The 18694-nt window shown below is 32.0% G+C and carries 28 protein-coding genes; all 28 read left to right on the top strand.

Annotated elements, in window-relative coordinates; all coding sequences use genetic code 11:
* The first annotated feature begins 3 nt into the window (after positions 1-3).
* Entirely contained in the window at positions 4-189 is a 186-nt protein-coding gene (locus CSBG_RS16015; RefSeq protein ID WP_008681179.1) for a type Z 30S ribosomal protein S14, read from the top strand.
* A gap of 31 nt (positions 190-220) precedes the next feature.
* Positions 221-619 (top strand): 30S ribosomal protein S8, encoded by a 399-nt coding sequence (gene rpsH / locus CSBG_RS16010; RefSeq protein ID WP_008681176.1) that lies wholly within the window; start codon positions 221-223, stop codon positions 617-619.
* 63 nt (positions 620-682) lie between these two features.
* Complete coding sequence (gene rplF / locus CSBG_RS16005; protein ID WP_008681175.1) at positions 683-1225, top strand: 50S ribosomal protein L6; 543 nt, start codon at positions 683-685, stop codon at positions 1223-1225.
* Positions 1226-1245: 20 nt separating this feature from the next.
* On the top strand, positions 1246-1608 hold the full coding sequence (rplR, locus tag CSBG_RS16000; RefSeq protein ID WP_008681173.1) for a 50S ribosomal protein L18: 363 nt from the start codon (positions 1246-1248) through the stop codon (positions 1606-1608).
* 19 nt (positions 1609-1627) lie between these two features.
* A complete protein-coding gene (rpsE, locus tag CSBG_RS15995) occupies positions 1628-2125 on the top strand; it encodes a 30S ribosomal protein S5 (RefSeq protein ID WP_008681172.1) in 498 nt (165 codons plus the stop codon).
* Between the two features lie 12 nt (positions 2126-2137).
* A complete protein-coding gene (rpmD, locus tag CSBG_RS15990; protein ID WP_008681171.1) occupies positions 2138-2317 on the top strand; it encodes a 50S ribosomal protein L30 in 180 nt (59 codons plus the stop codon).
* A 21-nt stretch (positions 2318-2338) separates the two neighbouring features.
* Positions 2339-2779, top strand: a complete 441-nt coding sequence (gene rplO, locus CSBG_RS15985; RefSeq protein ID WP_008681170.1) for a 50S ribosomal protein L15 — start codon at positions 2339-2341, stop codon at positions 2777-2779.
* Position 2780: 1 nt separating this feature from the next.
* A complete protein-coding gene (gene secY / locus CSBG_RS15980; protein WP_008681169.1) occupies positions 2781-4055 on the top strand; it encodes a preprotein translocase subunit SecY in 1275 nt (424 codons plus the stop codon).
* 22 nt (positions 4056-4077) lie between these two features.
* Positions 4078-4728 carry an adenylate kinase gene (locus CSBG_RS15975; protein ID WP_008681168.1) on the top strand — a complete coding sequence of 217 codons (651 nt, stop codon included), beginning with the start codon at positions 4078-4080 and terminating at the stop codon, positions 4726-4728.
* Complete coding sequence (map, locus tag CSBG_RS15970) at positions 4728-5477, top strand: type I methionyl aminopeptidase (protein WP_008681167.1); 750 nt, start codon at positions 4728-4730, stop codon at positions 5475-5477. The genes CSBG_RS15975 and map overlap by 1 nt, the downstream gene beginning before the upstream one ends.
* A 51-nt stretch (positions 5478-5528) precedes the next feature.
* A complete protein-coding gene (locus CSBG_RS15965; RefSeq protein WP_008681166.1) occupies positions 5529-5840 on the top strand; it encodes a KOW domain-containing RNA-binding protein in 312 nt (103 codons plus the stop codon).
* Between the two features lie 7 nt (positions 5841-5847).
* Positions 5848-6066: a translation initiation factor IF-1 gene (gene infA / locus CSBG_RS15960; RefSeq protein WP_008681165.1), complete on the top strand. Its 219-nt coding sequence runs from the start codon at positions 5848-5850 to the stop codon at positions 6064-6066.
* Positions 6067-6110: 44 nt separating this feature from the next.
* Positions 6111-6224, top strand: a complete 114-nt coding sequence (gene rpmJ, locus CSBG_RS15955; protein ID WP_016205879.1) for a 50S ribosomal protein L36 — start codon at positions 6111-6113, stop codon at positions 6222-6224.
* Between the two features lie 220 nt (positions 6225-6444).
* A complete protein-coding gene (gene rpsM, locus CSBG_RS15950) occupies positions 6445-6810 on the top strand; it encodes a 30S ribosomal protein S13 (protein WP_008681163.1) in 366 nt (121 codons plus the stop codon).
* Positions 6811-6825: 15 nt separating this feature from the next.
* Positions 6826-7218: a 30S ribosomal protein S11 gene (gene rpsK, locus CSBG_RS15945; RefSeq protein WP_008681161.1), complete on the top strand. Its 393-nt coding sequence runs from the start codon at positions 6826-6828 to the stop codon at positions 7216-7218.
* Positions 7219-7241: 23 nt separating this feature from the next.
* Entirely contained in the window at positions 7242-7862 is a 621-nt protein-coding gene (gene rpsD / locus CSBG_RS15940; protein WP_008681160.1) for a 30S ribosomal protein S4, read from the top strand.
* A 102-nt stretch (positions 7863-7964) separates the two neighbouring features.
* The gene (locus CSBG_RS15935) at positions 7965-8912 is read left to right on the top strand and encodes a DNA-directed RNA polymerase subunit alpha (protein ID WP_008681158.1); all 948 of its coding nucleotides are present in this window, start codon (positions 7965-7967) and stop codon (positions 8910-8912) included.
* A 14-nt stretch (positions 8913-8926) separates the two neighbouring features.
* Complete coding sequence (gene rplQ / locus CSBG_RS15930) at positions 8927-9268, top strand: 50S ribosomal protein L17 (RefSeq protein WP_008681157.1); 342 nt, start codon at positions 8927-8929, stop codon at positions 9266-9268.
* A 203-nt stretch (positions 9269-9471) separates the two neighbouring features.
* Positions 9472-10317, top strand: coding sequence for an energy-coupling factor transporter ATPase (locus CSBG_RS15925; RefSeq protein ID WP_008681156.1), 846 nt, complete (start codon positions 9472-9474; stop codon positions 10315-10317).
* Positions 10302-11162 carry an energy-coupling factor transporter ATPase gene (locus tag CSBG_RS15920; RefSeq protein ID WP_008681155.1) on the top strand — a complete coding sequence of 287 codons (861 nt, stop codon included), beginning with the start codon at positions 10302-10304 and terminating at the stop codon, positions 11160-11162. The genes CSBG_RS15925 and CSBG_RS15920 overlap by 16 nt, the downstream gene beginning before the upstream one ends.
* 11 nt (positions 11163-11173) lie before the next feature.
* Positions 11174-11977 carry an energy-coupling factor transporter transmembrane component T gene (locus CSBG_RS15915; protein ID WP_008681154.1) on the top strand — a complete coding sequence of 268 codons (804 nt, stop codon included), beginning with the start codon at positions 11174-11176 and terminating at the stop codon, positions 11975-11977.
* 27 nt (positions 11978-12004) lie between these two features.
* Positions 12005-12739, top strand: coding sequence for a tRNA pseudouridine(38-40) synthase TruA (gene truA / locus CSBG_RS15910; RefSeq protein WP_008681153.1), 735 nt, complete (start codon positions 12005-12007; stop codon positions 12737-12739).
* 200 nt (positions 12740-12939) lie between these two features.
* Entirely contained in the window at positions 12940-13374 is a 435-nt protein-coding gene (rplM, locus tag CSBG_RS15905) for a 50S ribosomal protein L13 (RefSeq protein WP_008681152.1), read from the top strand.
* A gap of 25 nt (positions 13375-13399) precedes the next feature.
* A complete protein-coding gene (rpsI, locus tag CSBG_RS15900) occupies positions 13400-13792 on the top strand; it encodes a 30S ribosomal protein S9 (RefSeq protein WP_008681151.1) in 393 nt (130 codons plus the stop codon).
* Between the two features lie 190 nt (positions 13793-13982).
* Complete coding sequence (locus CSBG_RS15895) at positions 13983-15599, top strand: Na/Pi cotransporter family protein (protein ID WP_008681150.1); 1617 nt, start codon at positions 13983-13985, stop codon at positions 15597-15599.
* 128 nt (positions 15600-15727) lie between these two features.
* Positions 15728-16417 (top strand): N-acetylmuramoyl-L-alanine amidase CwlD, encoded by a 690-nt coding sequence (gene cwlD / locus CSBG_RS15890; RefSeq protein ID WP_008681149.1) that lies wholly within the window; start codon positions 15728-15730, stop codon positions 16415-16417.
* Between the two features lie 605 nt (positions 16418-17022).
* Positions 17023-17865: a fumarate hydratase gene (locus tag CSBG_RS15885; protein WP_008681145.1), complete on the top strand. Its 843-nt coding sequence runs from the start codon at positions 17023-17025 to the stop codon at positions 17863-17865.
* A gap of 42 nt (positions 17866-17907) precedes the next feature.
* Positions 17908-18465: a Fe-S-containing hydro-lyase gene (locus tag CSBG_RS15880; protein ID WP_035286053.1), complete on the top strand. Its 558-nt coding sequence runs from the start codon at positions 17908-17910 to the stop codon at positions 18463-18465.
* The last annotated feature ends 229 nt before the right edge of the window (positions 18466-18694 follow it).

Genomic DNA, 18694 nt, shown 5'->3' with positions numbered 1-18694 from the left:
ACCGTGGCACGTAAGGCTATTATTGAAAAGTGGAAAAAAGAACCTAAATATAAAACAAGAGCTTATACAAGATGCAGAATATGTGGAAGACCACATTCAGTATTAAAGAAGTTCGGTATTTGCCGTATATGTTTTAGAGAACTTGCTTATAAGGGTCAAATCCCTGGTTGTAAGAAAGCAAGTTGGTAAGAAACTGATGTAGTGAAAGGAGGCACATTAAATGGTTATGACAGATCCTATCGCAGATTTGCTAACACGTATTAGAAATGCAAATGCTGTAAGACATGAAGTAGTAGAAGTTCCTTCATCAAATATGAAGAAGGCTGTTGCAAATATATTATTACAAGAGGGATATATTAAAGAATTAGAGGAATATAACGATGGTGTTGTTCCAATGTTAAGAATATCTCTTAAATATGGCGCAGATAAAGAAAGAGTTATAACTGGTATAAAGAGAATATCTAAACCAGGACTAAGAGTTTACTGCAAGAAAGATGAAATTCCAAAGGTACTAAGTGGACTAGGAATTGCTATAATATCAACTTCAACTGGTTTATTAGTTGATAGAGAAGCAAGAAAAGCTGGATTAGGCGGAGAAGTAGTTTGCTACGTTTGGTAATTTCCAAAGTAGAAAGTAACTAGATTAACATATATCAGAACAAGTAAAACAGGAGGTGCGATTATGTCAAGAGTAGGTAGATTACCTATAGCTATACCTGCAGGCGTAACTGTAGCTGTTTCAGCAGATAACGTTGTTTCAGTTAAGGGTCCAAAGGGCGAACTTGTTAAAGCTATGAATAAAGACATGAATATAGCAGTTGAAAACAACCAAGTTGTTGTAACTAGACCTAGCGATCAAAAAGAGCACAGAGCTCTTCATGGTTTAACTAGAGCGTTAATCAACAACATGATAATCGGAGTTGAAAAAGGATTTGAAAAGAGCTTAGAACTAATTGGTGTTGGTTACAGAGCTCAATTACAAGGTAAGAAGCTTGTAATGAACTTAGGATATTCACATCCAGTTGAAATAGAACCAATCGAAGGTGTAACTTTCGAAACTCCAGCTGCAACTAAAGTTGTTGTTAAGGGTATCGATAAGGAAAAGGTTGGAGCAGCTGCGGCTGATATAAGATCATGGAGAAAACCTGAACCATATAAGGGTAAAGGAATTAAATATGATAACGAAGTAATCAGACGTAAAGAAGGTAAAACTGGTAAGAAATAATAGAAAGGAGTGAAATCTTTATGTTCAAAAAGGTAGACAGAAAAGCTAGTAGAGAAAGACGTCACCTAAGAGTACGTAAGAAAATTTCTGGTACTCCTGAAAGACCAAGACTTTCAGTATATAGAAGTGAAAAAAACATATATGCTCAAATTATAGATGATGTTAATTCAGTAACTTTAGTTTCAGCTTCAAGCTTAGATAAAGCATTCGATGCAAAAGCAGGTGGAAACAAAGAAGCGGCTAAAATGGTTGGTGAATTAGTAGCTAAGAAGGCTTTAGAAAAAGGAATTTCAGAAGTTGTATTCGACAGAGGTGGATACGTATATCACGGAAGAGTTCAAACTTTAGCTGAAGCTGCAAGAGAAGCAGGCTTAAAATTCTAATAAACAAGGAGGGAAATACATGAGAATCGATCCTAGCACACTAGACCTTAAGGAAAAGGTTGTTAACATAAACAGAGTAACTAAGGTTGTTAAGGGTGGTAGAAACTTCAGATTCAGCGCTTTAGTAGTTGTAGGTGACGAAAACGGACACGTAGGCGTTGGAATGGGTAAGTCAATAGAGATCCCAGAAGCAATTAAAAAAGGAATAGAAGACGCTAAGAAACATTTAGTAAGTGTTGCAATAGTTGGAACAACTGTTCCTCATCAAATATATGGAAAATTCGGAACTGGTAAGGTTCTTATAATGCCAGCTAAAGAAGGTACAGGAGTTATCGCTGGAGGTCCAGCAAGATCCGTATTAGAATTAGCAGGATTAAAGGATGTTAGAGCTAAGTCATTAGGTTCAAACAATCCTAAAAACATGGTTAATGCTACAATTAACGGTTTAGCAAGCTTAAGAACAGCTGAAGATATAGCTAAATTAAGAGGCAAAACTGTAGAAGAAATTTTAGGTTAGGAGGGAAAAGCAATGGCAAAGATTAAAGTTACTCTAGTAAAGAGTTTAATTGGAAGAAAGAAAGACCATATTGCTACTGCACATGCCCTTGGACTTAAAAAGATCGGTAAGACAGTAGAACATGAAGAAACTCCTCAAATCAGAGGAATGATCAACAAAGTTGACTATCTACTAAAAGTAGAAGAAGTTTAATAAGAGGAGGTGCATTGAGTAATGAAACTTCATGAATTAAAACCAGCAGCAGGAAGTAAGAAAGCTCCAAAGAGAGTTGGTAGAGGTACTGGTTCAGGTTTAGGTAGAAATGCCGGAAAAGGTGAAAAAGGCCAAAATGCTAGATCAGGCGGTGGAGTGAGACCAGGATTTGAAGGTGGTCAAATGCCATTATACAGAAGACTTCCTAAGAGAGGATTTACAAATATATTTGCTAAACAATATGTTAGTATCAATGTTGATAGATTAAATATATTTGAAAATGGAACAGAAATAACACCAGAAGTTTTACTTGAAAGAAGAGTTATCAACAAAGTAAAAGATGGAGTTAAGATTTTAGGAAATGGGACATTAGAGAAGAGCCTAACTGTTAAAGGATGTAAGTTCTCAAAATCAGCGGCTGAAAAGATAGAAGCAGCTGGAGGAAAAGTTGAGGTGATTTAGTATGCTATCAACCCTACGTAATGCCTGGAAGGTTCCCGAATTAAAAAAGAGATTTATATGGACTATATTTTTAGTTGCAATTTTCAGGATAGGAACGCATATTCCTGTTCCTGGAATTAGCACAAATGTACTAAAAGATTTAGCTAGTAGTGGAACTATATTTGGTTTCTATGATTTATTATCTGGTGGAGCATTTAGACAATTTAGTATATTTGCTTTAAGTGTAACACCATACATTAATGCTTCGATAATAGTTCAATTATTGACTATAGCAATACCATCTTTAGAACAACTTTCTAAAGAAGGGGAAGAAGGCAGAAAGAAGATACAAAAGATAACGAGAATATTATCAATAGTTATAGGATTTATTCTTGCTTTTGGAACATATAGTATGGTTGCAGCAAAAGGTGCAGCAGTTGGAATGCAATGGACTGGAGTCCTTGTTGTATTAGTGGCACTAGTTGCAGGCTCAACATTCTGTATGTGGTTAGGTGATCAAATCACAGCTAAAGGTTTTGGAAATGGTATATCCATATTAATATTCGTGAATATAGTATCTCAGTTACCAATAACTTTAATGTCATTATTTACATTAAAGGATCAAGGAAAAATTACTATAATAGAAATTTTACTATTTGTAGTTTTTGCAATTGTATTATTAGGAGTAGTAATATTCTTCTCATTAGCAGAAAGAAGAATTCCAGTCCAATATGCTGGTAAAGCTGTTGGAAATAAAGTTATGAGAGGACAAAGTACTCACATACCTTTAAGTATAATTGGATCAGCTGTTATAGCAATAATTTTTGCTATGTCGGTTATGATGTTCCCTAAAACAATTGCAGAATTCTTTCCAAATTATGACTGGGCAATATGGATAACAAGTAATAAGTATAGTATATTTAATGAAAAGACATGGATGTATCCAGTAGTTTATTCAGTATTAACTATTTTCTTTACTTGGTTCTATACACAAATCACATTTAAACCTGATGAAATGGCAGAAAATCTGCATAAGTCAGCTGGATTTGTACCAGGAATAAGACCGGGAGATGCAACTGAAAAGTATTTTGAAAAAGTACTTACTAAAGTATCATTAGTTGGAGGAGTATTTGCTGCTTTACTAGCAATACTACCAATATTAATTTCAAATACACAATTACAAGGAATTCAGTTTGGTGGTACATCATTATTAATTATGGTTGGGGTTGGCCTTGATTTTTCAAGACAATTAGACTCACAATTAGTAATGAGACATTATCAAGGGTTCTTAAAATAGATTAATAATGGAGATGATGCCCGTGAAGATAGTATTATTAGGTCCTCCTGGAGCAGGAAAGGGAACACAGGCAAAATCAATTAGTAATAGATACTCAATACCACATATTTCTACTGGGGATATTTTTAGAAAGAATATTTCTGAAAACACTCCATTAGGTGTAGAAGCTAAGAAGCACATCGATAAAGGACAGTTAGTACCAGATGAAGTTACTATTAATATGGTAAAAGATAGACTGCAACAAGATGACTGTAAAAATGGCTACTTATTAGACGGGTTCCCAAGAACAGTTAATCAAGCAGAAGCACTTCAAGAATTTCTTTCTGAAAGAAATGAAAATCTTGATACAGCTTTACTAATTGAAGTACCTACTGGATTTATATTAGAAAGAATGACAGGTAGAAGAGTGTGTCCATCATGTGGAGCTAGCTATCATATAAAATTTAATCCACCAACTATTACAGGAAAATGTGATGTTTGTGGAAGTGATATAATCCAAAGAAAAGATGATACAGAAGAAACTGTATCTGAAAGACTTGATGTGTATGAGAGACAGACACAACCACTGATTGATTTTTATAAAGAAAGAAACTTACTTTCAATTGTAGACGGAACAAAAGCTATTAATGAAGTATTCGAAGGTATCTGTAATATCTTAGGGAGCGTTGAATAATGATAATCATTAAAAACAACAAAGAAATTGACCTAATGAGATCAGCAGGTAGAATAGTAGCAGAAACGTTACTACTAGTTGAAGAAAAAGTAAGACCAGGAATAACTACTGCTGAAATAGACAGGATAGCAGAAGAATTTATAACTAAGCATGGAGCAAAGCCTTCGTTTAAAGGGCTATATGGTTTTCCAGCTTCACTATGTATATCTGTTAACGAGCAAGTAGTTCATGGGATCCCAGGAGGTTATGTATTAAAAGATGGAGATATTGTTAGTGTAGACTGTGGCGCTTATCTTAATGGCTTTCACGGAGATGCTGCAAGAACATTTGCAGTAGGAAATGTTAGTGAAGAAGCTAATAAGTTAATTAAAGTAACTGAACAAAGTTTCTTTAAAGGCATAGAATATGCTAAGGTTGGCAACAGACTTACTGATATATCACATGGAATACAAAGCTACATAGAAGCTTCAGGTTTCGCTGTAGTAAGAGATTTCGTAGGACACGGTATAGGTAGAGTTGTACACGAAGATCCAGACGTACCTAATTTTGGTAAGCCTGGTAGAGGGCCAAAGTTGGCTCAAGGAATGGCTTTAGCCATTGAGCCTATGGTTAATTTAGGAAGCTATAAAGTTAAAACATTAAATGATGACTGGACTGTAGTAACTAGTGATGGAAGTCTATCGGCACACTACGAAAATACTATTGTAATTTTACCAGATGGACCCGAAATATTAACACTGATTAAATAAGTGTTGCTTAGTTATAAATTCGCATGATACCAAAAGGTGGCTTGTAGATTTATGGCTAAGGTAATCATCGAGGTGAAAAGTTTGCAAAACAATGACTTAATTGGGAAAATGGTTCTTTCAAAAACAGGAAGAGATAAAAATCATTTATATGTGATAATAGGTCATTTAAGTGATGATTATGTAATTCTTAGTAATGGGAGCACTAAAACAGTTCAGATGCCTAAAAAAAAGAATTTAAAACATATAAATGTTTTAGAGGATGTAGATGATGAGATTAAAGCATCTATCATATCAAAAGATAGAGGTACTGATTTAAAAATAAAAAGATTTCTAAAACTTAAAGGCATTGTTAAGGAGGGTTGATTACCTTATGTCAAAAGATGATGTAATAGAAATGCAAGGTACAGTACTAGAATCACTACCAAATGCTATGTTCCAAGTTGAACTAGAGAGTGGTCACAAGATTCTAGCACATATATCAGGAAAATTAAGAATGAACTTCATAAGAATTCTACCAGGAGATAAGGTTACAATAGAACTTTCTCCATACGATCTAACAAGAGGTAGAATTACATGGAGAGCTAAATAAAGGTAGTAAAAGACTACCATGAAGTTTTACAAGGAGGGTTAGCTATGAAAGTAAGACCATCAGTTAAGCCTATTTGCGAAAAGTGCAAGATTATAAGAAGAAAAGGAAAAGTAATGGTTATCTGTGAAAATCCTAAGCACAAGCAAAAACAAGGCTAATACAATCAAAGTATAGGCAAAAAAGTATTATTTTACTATGTAAAATTTATTGACTTTTCACTTAAAGTCAAATATGATTATATAGGCATTTAAATAAGCGGATAAATTTTAGGTGCGGCTGACAGTAGAGCTATCCTCTACTGACCTAGGATTTTATATATAAAATACACACATATAATTAAAGTTGTATGCATTTCAATATCAGGAGGTGTAAGTTTTAATGGCAAGAATTTCAGGCGTAGACCTACCAAGAGAAAAAAGAGTTGAAATAGGTCTAACATATATATACGGTATAGGACTTTCTACTTCACATAAGATTTTAGCAGAAACAGGAGTTAATCCTGACACAAGAGTTAGAGATCTTACAGAAGAAGAAGTAACAAAAATCAGAGAATACGTAAAGACTTTAACAATTGAAGGTGACTTAAGAAGAGAAGTTGCTTTAAATATTAAAAGATTAGTAGAAATTGGATGTTACAGAGGAATAAGACATAGAAAAGGTCTTCCAGTTAGAGGTCAAAAGACTAAGACTAACGCAAGAACTAGAAAAGGTCCAAAGAAAACTATCGCAAATAAGAAGAAGTAGTGAGGAGGGAATTCGATGGCTCAAAAAGTTAAAAAGACTAGAAGAAGAAAAGAAAGAAAGAACGTTGAGCATGGTGCTGCACACATCAAATCAACTTTCAATAACTCAATAGTTACTTTAACTGATGCGGCAGGGAATGCTTTATCATGGTCAAGCGCAGGAGCTTTAGGCTTCAGAGGATCAAGAAAGAGTACTCCATTCGCAGCTCAAATGGCAGCAGAAACAGCAGCTAAAGCAGCTATGGAACACGGATTAAAGAGTATAGAAGTATATGTAAAGGGACCAGGCGCTGGAAGAGAAGCGGCTATAAGATCTTTACAAGCGGCAGGATTAGAAGTAACTCTAATTAAAGACGTTACTCCAATCCCACACAACGGATGTAGACCACCAAAGAGAAGAAGAGTCTAGTATTCATATAGGAGGTGTAATTAATGGCAAGATATACTGGAGCTACATGTAGATTATGTAGAAGAGAAGGTATGAAATTATTCCTTAAAGGGGATAGATGTTATACAGATAAATGTGCTTTTGTTAGAAGAAGTTATGCACCAGGACAACATGGAGCAGCTAAGAAAAAATTATCTAACTACGGCGTACAATTAAGAGAAAAGCAAAAAGCTAGAAGAATATACGGAGTATTAGAAAGCCAATTCAGAGCTTACTATGAAAAGGCTGATCATATGAAGGGTATTACAGGTGAAAACTTACTTAAGTTATTAGAAATGAGATTGGATAACGTTGTTTACAGACTAGGTTATGGTGCTTCAAGAGCTGAAGCTAGACAATTAGTTAATCATGGACATTTCTTAGTAAATGATAAGAAAGTTGACATTCCTTCATACAGAGTTTCTGTTAACGATGAAATAACAGTTACAGAAAAGAGCAGAGGAACTGAAAAATTCAAGACATTTATTGAAAATCCAAAGACTTTACCAAAGTGGTTAGAAGCAAATGTTGAAAATTATTCAGGTAAAATAGTTGCTGAACCATCAAGAGAAGATATTGACGTTCCAGTTAATGAAACTCTTATCGTTGAGTTATACAGCAAGTAATAGTTTAGTATTTGTATTGTTAAGATTTTTCTTACAATACAAATATATAAGCAGTTGCCCTCAGAATAATGTTGCCATTTAAAATATAAGGAGGGTTTGTGCATGTTAGAAATCGAAAAGCCAATAATAGAATGTATAGAAGCAAATGAAAATGGTACTTATGGTAAATATGTAATTGAACCGTTAGAAAGAGGATATGGTATAACTCTTGGAAATGCTCTAAGAAGAATACTTTTATCATCACTTCCAGGTGCAGCTCCAACATCAGTAAAGATAGATGGAGTACTACATGAATTTTCAACTGTACAAGGTGTTAAAGAAGATGTTACAGAAATAATATTAAACATTAAATCTTTAGCATTAATTATGAATGGTGAAGGTCCAAAGACAATATATATAGATGCTCAAGGACCAGGAGTAGTTACAGGTGCAGATATCAAAACTGATGGAGATGTTGAAGTTGTAAGCAAGGATCTTCATATTGCTACATTAGATGATAATGCTAAGTTATATATGGAGATTACAGTTAATAGAGGAAGAGGATATGTTACTCAAAATAAAAATAAGAGTGAAGACCTTCCATTATCAGCTATAGCTGTTGACTCAATTTATACACCAGTAAAAAGAGTTAATTTCACTGTTGAAAATACAAGAGTAGGTCAAATTACTGACTACGATAAATTAACTTTAGAAATCTGGACTAATGGAACTATAAAGATTGATGAAGCTATAAGCTTATCAGCAAAAATTCTTATAGAACATTTTAAACTATTTATGTCATTAGGAGATAGTACTAATGATGTAGAGATAATGATAGAAAAAGAAGAAGACAAAAAAGAGAAAGTACTAGAAATGACTGTAGAAGAGCTAGATTTATCAGTTAGATCATATAACTGTTTAAAGAGAGCTGGAATAAATACAGTTCAAGAACTTGCTGGAAAATCAATGGATGACATGATGAAGGTAAGAAATCTAGGAAAGAAATCTTTAGAGGAAGTCGAAAGAAAGCTTAAGGAATTAGGCTTAGGATTAAGACTAAACGATGAGTAAGGAGGTAAATCCACATGGCAGGTTATCGTAAATTAGGTCGTCCTACTGACCAAAGAAGAGCTATGCTAAGAAGCCTTGTTACAAGCTTTTTAAAGCATGGTAAAATAGAAACAACTGAAACAAGAGCAAAGGAAACTAGAAAATTAGCTGAAAAGATGATCACTTTAGCAAAAAGAGGTGACCTTCACGCTAGAAGACAAGTTTTAGCTTTTGTTAATGAAGAAGAAGTAGTTCAAAACCTATTTGACAATGTTGCTCCAAAGTACGCAGAAAGAAATGGTGGATACACTAGAATGTATAAAAAAGGTCCAAGAAGAGGGGACGGAGCAGAAGTTGTTATACTTGAATTAGTATAATATACAGGGGATTAAGTTTATAACTTAGTCCCCATTTTTACATATTCAAAATTAAATATTATATAAGATCTTATAAATTTATTATAAAGTAATTGTAATTAAGTAAATGTATATTATAATATTCTTATGTTAAATGTATATACACTAATAAGCTTTTATATAATATTTAAGATAAAAGTTAAGCAATAAAAGGAGGGCTATATATGAAAGAAACAATGATTAAATGCAATGATGTATCTTTTAAATATAGAGTGCATGAGGGAGAAGAGGAAAGATACGCTGTAAATGGAGTTAGCTTTGAAGTTAAAAAGGGTGAATTTCTAGTAGTTTTAGGCCATAATGGATCAGGAAAATCTACTATAGCTAAACATATGAATGCATTACTTGTTCCTTCTGAAGGTGCTGTAATTGTAGATAGTTTAGATACATCGGATCCTAATAATTTATGGAAGATAAGAGCAAAAGCAGGAATGGTTTTTCAAAATCCAGATAATCAATTAGTAGCAACTATAGTTGAAGAAGATGTTGCTTTTGGGCCGGAGAATCTAGGGGTTCCTCCAGAAGAAATAAGAAAAAGAGTAGATGAAAGTTTAAAAAAAGTTGGAATGTATGAGTATAGAAGACATGCACCTCATTTGCTTTCAGGTGGACAAAAACAAAGAATTGCAATAGCTGGAATTTTAGCTATGAAACCAGAATGCATAATTTTTGATGAACCTACAGCAATGTTAGATCCTTCAGGAAGAAGAGAAGTCTTAAATAATATTAAAGAAATAAATGAGAAGTATGGAATTACTATAGTTCTCATAACTCATTATATGGATGAAGCTGCTGAGGCAGATAGGGTTCTTGTTATGGATGATGGAAAGATAATTTTAGAGGGAAATCCAAGAGAAGTATTTTCTAATGTAAAGCAAATGAAGGAGATAGGTCTAGATGTTCCTCAAGTAACTGAACTTTGCTATGAATTAAAGAATAATGGTATAGATATAGATACAAATATTTTAAATGTAGATGAGATGGTGAATGCGTTATGTCAATTAAAATAGAGAATTTAGTACATGTATACATGCCTAAGTCACCTTTTGAAAAAGTGGCTTTAAACAATGTTAATATAGAAATAAATGAAGGTGAGTTTGTTGCACTTATTGGCCATACTGGTTCTGGTAAGTCTACATTAATTCAGCATATGAATGGACTACTTAAGCCTACATCAGGAAGAATAGTAGTAGATGGGGAAGATATTACAAAAGATGGGGTAAAGCTTACTGATATTAGGAAAAAAGTAGGATTAGTATTCCAATATCCAGAGTATCAATTATTTGAAGAGACTATAGAAAAAGATATAGAATTTGGACCAAGGAATCTAGGGTTATCTGATGATGAGATAACAAAAAGAGTAAAAAGATCTATGGAAATGGTAGGGCTAGATTATGATACTTATAGAAATAAATCACCATTTGATTTAAGTGGAGGACAAAAGAGAAGGGTAGCGATAGCTGGTGTAATTGCTATGGAGCCTAAAGTCCTTATATTAGATGAGCCGACAGCAGGGTTGGATCCAAAAGGTAGAGATGATATTTTAGAGCAAATAAAAGTTTTACATGATGAATATAAGATGACAATAATATTAGTAAGTCATAGTATGGAGGATGTAGGTAAGCTTGCTGAAAGAATAATAGTTATGAATAAGGGAGAAGTAGCTTTAGAAGGAACACCAGCTAAAGTGTTTAAAGAAGTCGAAACATTAGAAAATATAGGACTTGCGGTTCCACAAGTAACTTACCTTATGAGAGAATTAAAAAGAAGAGGTTTTAATGTCTCAGATGAAATTTATACTATAAAGCAAGGAAAAAAAGAACTACTAAGAATATTAAAGGAAGTTAAGAGCTAGGGGGAGCAAAAATGATAAAAGATATAACTATAGGTCAATACATACCGGGTGAAACTTTTGTTCATAAGTTAGATCCTAGAACAAAGATATTATTATCAATATTATTTATAATATCCTTATTTGTCGTAGATAAATTTATCGGATATATATTAATAATTGGAATTTTAGCATTAACAGTATATATTGCTAAATTACAACCTAGGTATTTATATAAGGGATTAAAGCCTGTATTTTTTCTTATAATATTTACTGCAGTTTTAAATATTTTTATGATTAAGGGAACAGCAGATACAATGATATTTGAGCTAGGCTTTGTGAAAGTATATGAAGAAGGATTAAGAACAGCTGCATTTATGGCATTAAGACTTATTTTTTTAATAATGGGTACATCAGTATTAACATTAACAACATCACCAATTGAGCTGACAGATGGTATAGAAAGCTTATTAAGACCAATTGGTAAGGAAATAGCGCATGAACTTGCGATGATGATGACAATAGCTTTAAGGTTTATTCCAACACTAATGGATGAAACAGATAAAATAATGATGGCACAAAAGGCAAGAGGTGCAGATTTTGAAACAGGTGGAATAATTCAAAAGGCAAAAAGCTTGATTCCATTATTGGTACCACTATTTATAAGCTCATTTAGAAGAGCGGATGAACTTGCTATGGCAATGGAAGCTAGAGCTTATAGAGGCGGAAATGGAAGAACAAGAATGAAACAATTAAAATTTACAAATAGAGATACTATTGCATTTGCTGTATTTTCTATTTTATTTATAGGAAGTTTATTAGTTAGATTTGCTATGTAAATAATATAAGCAAAGGTGATTCAAAACATGAGAAATATTAAACTAACTTTAGAATATGATGGAACAAATTATTTGGGATGGCAAAAGCAAAAGATAGGAGCAACAATTCAGGAGACATTAGAAGAGGCAATTAGACTCTTAACTAATGAAGAGTCTGAAGTTATCGGAAGCTCAAGAACAGATGCTGGTGTTCATGCAAGGGGATTTGTAGCAAATTTTAAAACTAATAGTACAATACCATCAGAAAAATTTCGAGAAGCTATTAATTATAGATTACCTAATGATATAGTGATTTTAAAATCTGAGGAAGTAGAAGAAGATTTTCATTCAAGATACAGTGCAAAAGGGAAAACCTACTCTTATTCGATATTGAATAGGGATGTTAATTCCGCAATAGGAAAAGATTATGTGTATCATGTAAAGCGTAAATTAGATGTAGAAGATATGAAGGAAGCTTGTAAATACTTTATAGGAACTAAAGATTTTATGGCGTTTAAGAGTAGTGGAAGTTCGGTAAAGACAACTGTAAGAACAATATCAGATTTGTATATAGATATAAAAGATGACATAATAAAAATTTATGTTACTGGTGATGGTTTTTTATATAATATGGTAAGAATAATAGTTGGAACATTAATAATGGTTGGATCTAATAAAATTGATTCAAGAGAAGTGAAAAATATAATAGAGAGTAAAGATAGAAAAAAAGCAGGAATATGTGTTCCGGCAGCTGGTTTAGTATTGGAAAAGGTTTATTATTAAAACGTGATAATTAATTAAAATAATTAATTAAAATAATTAATTATTTTAATTAAAATAGTTGACACGCCCGTAAGCGTGTATTATAATAATGTATGTTTGTTAGAATAATTTATGTATATAAGATCCACTAGCCCCGGGTCTTGACATAAAAGCAGTACTTAATAAGTAAAGCACAAATGTAAGTTCAGGGAGGGAAAAACATGAAATCATACATTGCTAAGGCACAAGAAGTTGAAAGAAAATGGTATGTTGTTGACGCTGCTGGAAAGCCACTAGGAAGAGTTGCTAGCCAAGTTGCATCAATTTTAAGAGGAAAAAATAAACCAACATTTACACCAAATGTTGACTGTGGAGATTTCGTTATCGTAATCAATGCAGAAAAGGTTGTTTTAACTGGTAAGAAGTTAGATCAAAAATTAATGAGAAAGCACAGTTTATATCCAGGTGGATTAAAAGAAACTCCATATAGAGAAGTATTAGCAAAGAAACCTGAATTCGCTTTCGAAGAAGCTGTAAGAAGAATGCTTCCAACAGGTGTTTTAGGAAGAAAAATGCTTAAGAAGCTAAAAGTATATAGAGGTACTGAGCACGGACATGATGCTCAAAAACCAGAAGTACTTGAATTAAAGTACTAATACATGCTCGGGAGGAGGAATAAAAATGGCAAAAGTTCAATACATGGGTACTGGAAGAAGAAAAAAATCAATCGCAAGAGTTAGACTTGTACCAGGAAGTGGTAAAGTAGTTATAAATAATAGAGAAATAGAAAACTATTTCGGTTTAGAAACTTTAAGAATGATAGTTAACCAACCATTAGTTTTAACTGGAACTAAGGACAGATTTGACGTTTTAGTTAACGTTCACGGTGGTGGATTCACAGGTCAAGCTGGAGCTATCAGACACGGAATAACTAGAGCTTTAGTAAAAGCTGACGAAAACTTAAAGCCAGAATTAAAGAAGGCAGGTTTCGTAACTAGAGATCCAAGAATGAAGGAAAGAAAGAAATACGGTCTTAAAAAAGCAAGAAGAGCTCCACAATTCTCAAAGAGATAATATATGGAACTTCACAAATCCCACAAACCTTATGGTTGTGGGATTTATTTTTTATAAATAAGCTTATTACAAGAAAGTCTATATATTTCTATATTAAATTTAGGTTAAAAATATATTTAATTACTTAACAAATGTTAAAAAGTATTGTAAACTAAAAATGTAAAAATAATGTTGAAAAGGGGAATAGCTATTGGAATCATTAAAGGTAATTATACAGTTACTTGGCGGATTAGGTCTATTTATTTACGGTATGAAGATAATGGGAGATGGCCTTGAGAATGCCGCAGGTGACGGATTAAAGTCAATTCTGGAAAAGGTAACTAGAAATCCAATTATTGCTGTTATAGTAGGGGCAATAGTTACTGCTATAATACAGAGTAGTAGTGCTACTACTGTAATGGTAGTGGGATTTGTAAATGCAGGTTTAATGAATTTAGCTCAAGCAGCAGGAATTATAATGGGTGCCAATATAGGTACTACTATTACTGCTCAATTAGTTGCGTTTAAATTAGATCAAATTGCTCCATTATTTGTTTTCTTAGGAGCATTTATGGTTATGTTTGCTAAGGGTAAGAAGAGAAAAGACATAGGTAACATAATATTAGGTTTTGGTATTCTATTTGTTGGGATGGGACAAATGAGTGCTGCTATGAAGCCTTTGACTGCTTCACCTATATTTAATGATATTTTATCAACAGTAGGCTCCAAATGGTATTTAGGAATAATAGCTGGTGCAGTTATAACAGCTGTTCTACAAAGTTCATCAGCAACTACAGGAATCCTAGTAGCTTTAGCAACAGCAGGAGCAATCAATATACATGATGCACTTCCAATAGTATTTGGATGTAATATAGGAACATGTATTACTGCAATGATAGCATCTGTTGGTACAAATAAAACTGCACATAAAGCAGCAATGTTACACTTGATATTTAATTTAGGTGGGACGCTAATATTCATACCAGTATTAGTTAGTGGTATTTTAGGAAATGTAGTGTCAACTATAAGTCCAGGAGATGTTAGTAGACAAATTGCTAATGCTCATACAGTATTCAATATTGTAAATACTGCAATAATGTTACCTTTAACTGGATTATTAATTAAGCTTGTTAATAGGATTATTCCAGGAGATGATGAAGAAGATAAACCAGGACCAAAGTACATAGACGATAGATTATTAGAGACTCCAGTTATAGCAGCTGGACAGGTTGCAAAAGAAACATTAAGAATGGCTAATAAGGCTAAAAAGGGCTTGGCTTTAGCTTTAGAAGCTTTTGAAAAAAATGATGAAAAGCTAATTAAAAAAGTTTATGAGAATGAAGGCGTTATAAATACATTAAATGAAGCTATTACAAATTACTTAGTTAAGCTTTCTAAATGTGATTTATCAGATAAAGAGTTAAGTATAGTAGCAGCAACATTTCATGTTATAAATGATATAGAAAGAATAGGGGATCATGCTGAAAATATAGCAGATTTAACATCTCAAAAAATTTCTAAAAAACTTGAATATAGCAGTCAAGCGATGGAGCAAATAAATAATATGTATAATAAAACTACTGAGGCTTTACAAGTAGCTATAGATAGTTATGCGAAAAAAGATATAGAAAAAGCTAAAAGTATAGAGTACATAGAATCAGAAATTGATAGACTACAAAAGAAATATAGAGAACTTCATATAAAGAGACTTTACGATGGAACTTGTAATGCATATGCTGGAGCTATATACTTAGATTTATTAAGCAACTTGGAAAGAATAGGAGATCATTCAACAAATATAGCAGAAAGTGTTATAGAAAATAGTTAAAAACATAAAAATCTCTAGTATAGGATATTAAATCCTAATACTGGGGATTTTTTTATTAGCAAGAAAATTTAATAATATGGACATAATAAATTTATAATTATTTTTATAAATATTATGGAGGTAAAGAAATGAAAAAATTACAATCAATAATTTTATGTATAACTATATCACTTTTATGTTTTACACCTATTGAAGTTTTTGCAGAGGAGGCAAATCAAAAGATAATATTAATTGATCCTGGGCATGGTGGATTTGATGGTGGGGCAAAATCAAAGTCAGGTGTAATAGAAAAGGATATAAATCTTCAAATAAGCTTAAAGCTTAAGGATGCCTTAGAGCAGAAGGGTTATAAGGTTTATTTAACAAGAGAAGGAGATCAAGGTTTAGAGGAAAAAGGATCTACAATAAAAGAAAAGAAAAGAGAAGATCTTAAAAAAAGAAGAGATTTAAAGGCTGAGACAAAATGTGATATCTTTGTATCTATTCATCAAAATATGTTTCCACAAGCTAAATGCTTTGGAGCTCAAGTTTGGCATGCATCTAATGATATAAGTAAAAAGCTTGCTGACGATATACAAGGATCACTTAAAGAAGTGGTTAAGGATAATAATAAAAGAGTATCAAAACCAGCTGGGGATTCTTATTTAATATTAAGAGACAAATATGAAGGGGCATCTGTATTGGTAGAATGCGGATTTTTATCTAATCCTGAAGAGGAACAAAGATTACAAACAGAAGAACATCAAAATTCAATAGTTGAAGGAATATCATTGGGAATAGAAAAGTATTTTGAAGAAATAAATAAGACATCAAATTAATAAGGAGATTTCCGAGGAAATATATCAAAATATATTGTCGAAGATATTTCAACTATATATTAAATTTAAAAAACAGGATATATTATACGAAAGATAATATATCTTGTTTTATTTTGTAAATAATACATTTTAAAAAGAACCTAATTAGGATATATACTTTGACTAATAACCTATATAATTTGAATTAGTAGCAAAATAAATGTTTAACAGATTATTTAAGTAAAATAGAGTTATTTACCTTAAGGCTATTTTTAGGTAATTCTTTAAATTCAAAATTAATAGAAGTAGCTAGGATATGGATTATGAAAAATACTAATATAGCAATAAGAAAGTAAACTATAAAGTTAGCAATTTTACTTAAGTTTAGATTCATCACATACTCTCCTTAGACATATTTATTAAAATATAATATTTTTGGTATAAAAATATGATAAAATATTTATAAAAAGCTTTATATTAAGATAAATAATTATATATAAAATAATTTTAAACTTCGAGAAACGATGGAGACATTAGTAATATATCTATAAAATATATAAGACTTTATTTATAATAATTTAAGATTGAACTAATGATTTGTTAAGTTAAGAAATAGGAGGATATTTATGAGAACTATATGTGTTGAAAAAATTACAGATGCTATCAAGAAATTATGCATAGATTCAAATTATAATTTATCCAATGATGTATATGAGGCTTTAAGCAATGCTAAAAAAGAGGAAACTTGGGATTTAGCTAATGATATATTGGACAAGATAATGATAAATTCTGAAGTAGCAAGAAATGAAAAAATGCCAATGTGCCAAGATACAGGAATAACATGTGTTTTTATGGAGATTGGACAAGATGTTCATATTACGGGAGGAAATCTTGAAGAGGCTATAAATGAAGGTGTTAGAAGAGGTTATGAAGAAGGATATTTAAGAAAGTCGGTAGTTAAGGATCCTATAAATAGAATCAATACGAAGGATAATACTCCAGCAATAATATATTATGATATAGTTCCTGGAGATAAAGTAAAAATAACCGTTGCGCCTAAAGGATTTGGTTCAGAAAATATGAGTCAAATAAAGATGCTTAAACCTTCAGATGGATTGCAAGGAGTTAAGGATTTTATAATAAAGGTTGTAAGGGAAGCAGGACCTAATCCATGCCCACCTATGATTGTAGGGGTAGGTATCGGAGGAACATTTGATAAAGCAGCATATTTAGCTAAAAAAGCTTTATTAAGACCTATAAACAATAGGAATAATAATAAATTTTATAGTGATTTAGAAGAAGAATTATTAAGAGAAATAAATAAACTTGGAATAGGGCCACAAGGTTTTGGTGGAAAGACAACAGCATTAGGGATTAATATTGAAACCTATCCAACACATATAGCAGGACTGCCTGTTGCTGTAAATATAAGTTGTCATGCTACTAGGCATAAAGAAATAATTTTATAAGGGGATAAAATTGTGGAAAATAAAGAAATAAGAAAAGAAACTGTGGAAAGAAAGATAAGTACTCCTTTAACATATGAAAAAATAAAAGATCTAAAAGCAGGGGATACAATATTACTAACAGGTACTATATATTCAGCTAGAGATGCAGCACATAAGAGATTAATTGATCTATTAGATTCAGGACATGATTTACCAATAAATATTAAAGGTGAAGCTATATATTATGTAGGGCCAAGTCCAGCAAAAAAAGGACAAGTTATAGGATCAGCTGGACCAACTACAAGCTATAGAATGGATGCGTACTCACCTAGATTACTAGAGTTAGGATTAAAAGCAATGATAGGAAAAGGTGCTAGAAACCAAGAGGTTGTGGATTCAATAGTAAAAAATAAAGCTGTATATTTAGGAGCCATTGGAGGTGCTGCTGCATTAATCTCTAAAAGTATAGTTTCATCAGAAATAATTGCATATGAAGACTTAGGCGCAGAAGCCATTAGAAAGATGAAGGTAATAGACATGCCTTTAATAGTTATAATAGATGTAAATGGTAATAACTTATATAAAGTGGGACAAGAGGCTTATTTAAAGTCAATGAAATAGTTAATAAAAAGGTCAATAAAAAGTTATACTCTTAGAAGTAATTTTTATAAAGATTTATATACTATTTAATATCTGTTTCAGAAAATTTATCTATATTTTGAAAAAGACTTTTAGGATTATAAAGAAATCAATATTTAAAATATAATTAGCAAATATAATTACTACATTTATGAATTTATTTCAGATATAGCTAAATTGATTGCCATAGAATATAGTTATAAAAATGCCC

Source organism: Clostridium sp. 7_2_43FAA, from assembly GCF_000158375.2.
GTDB lineage: Bacteria > Bacillota > Clostridia > Clostridiales > Clostridiaceae > Clostridium > Clostridium tertium.
Note: the sequence above shows the minus strand (reverse complement) of the source record. Positions and strands in the feature narration are given on the sequence as shown.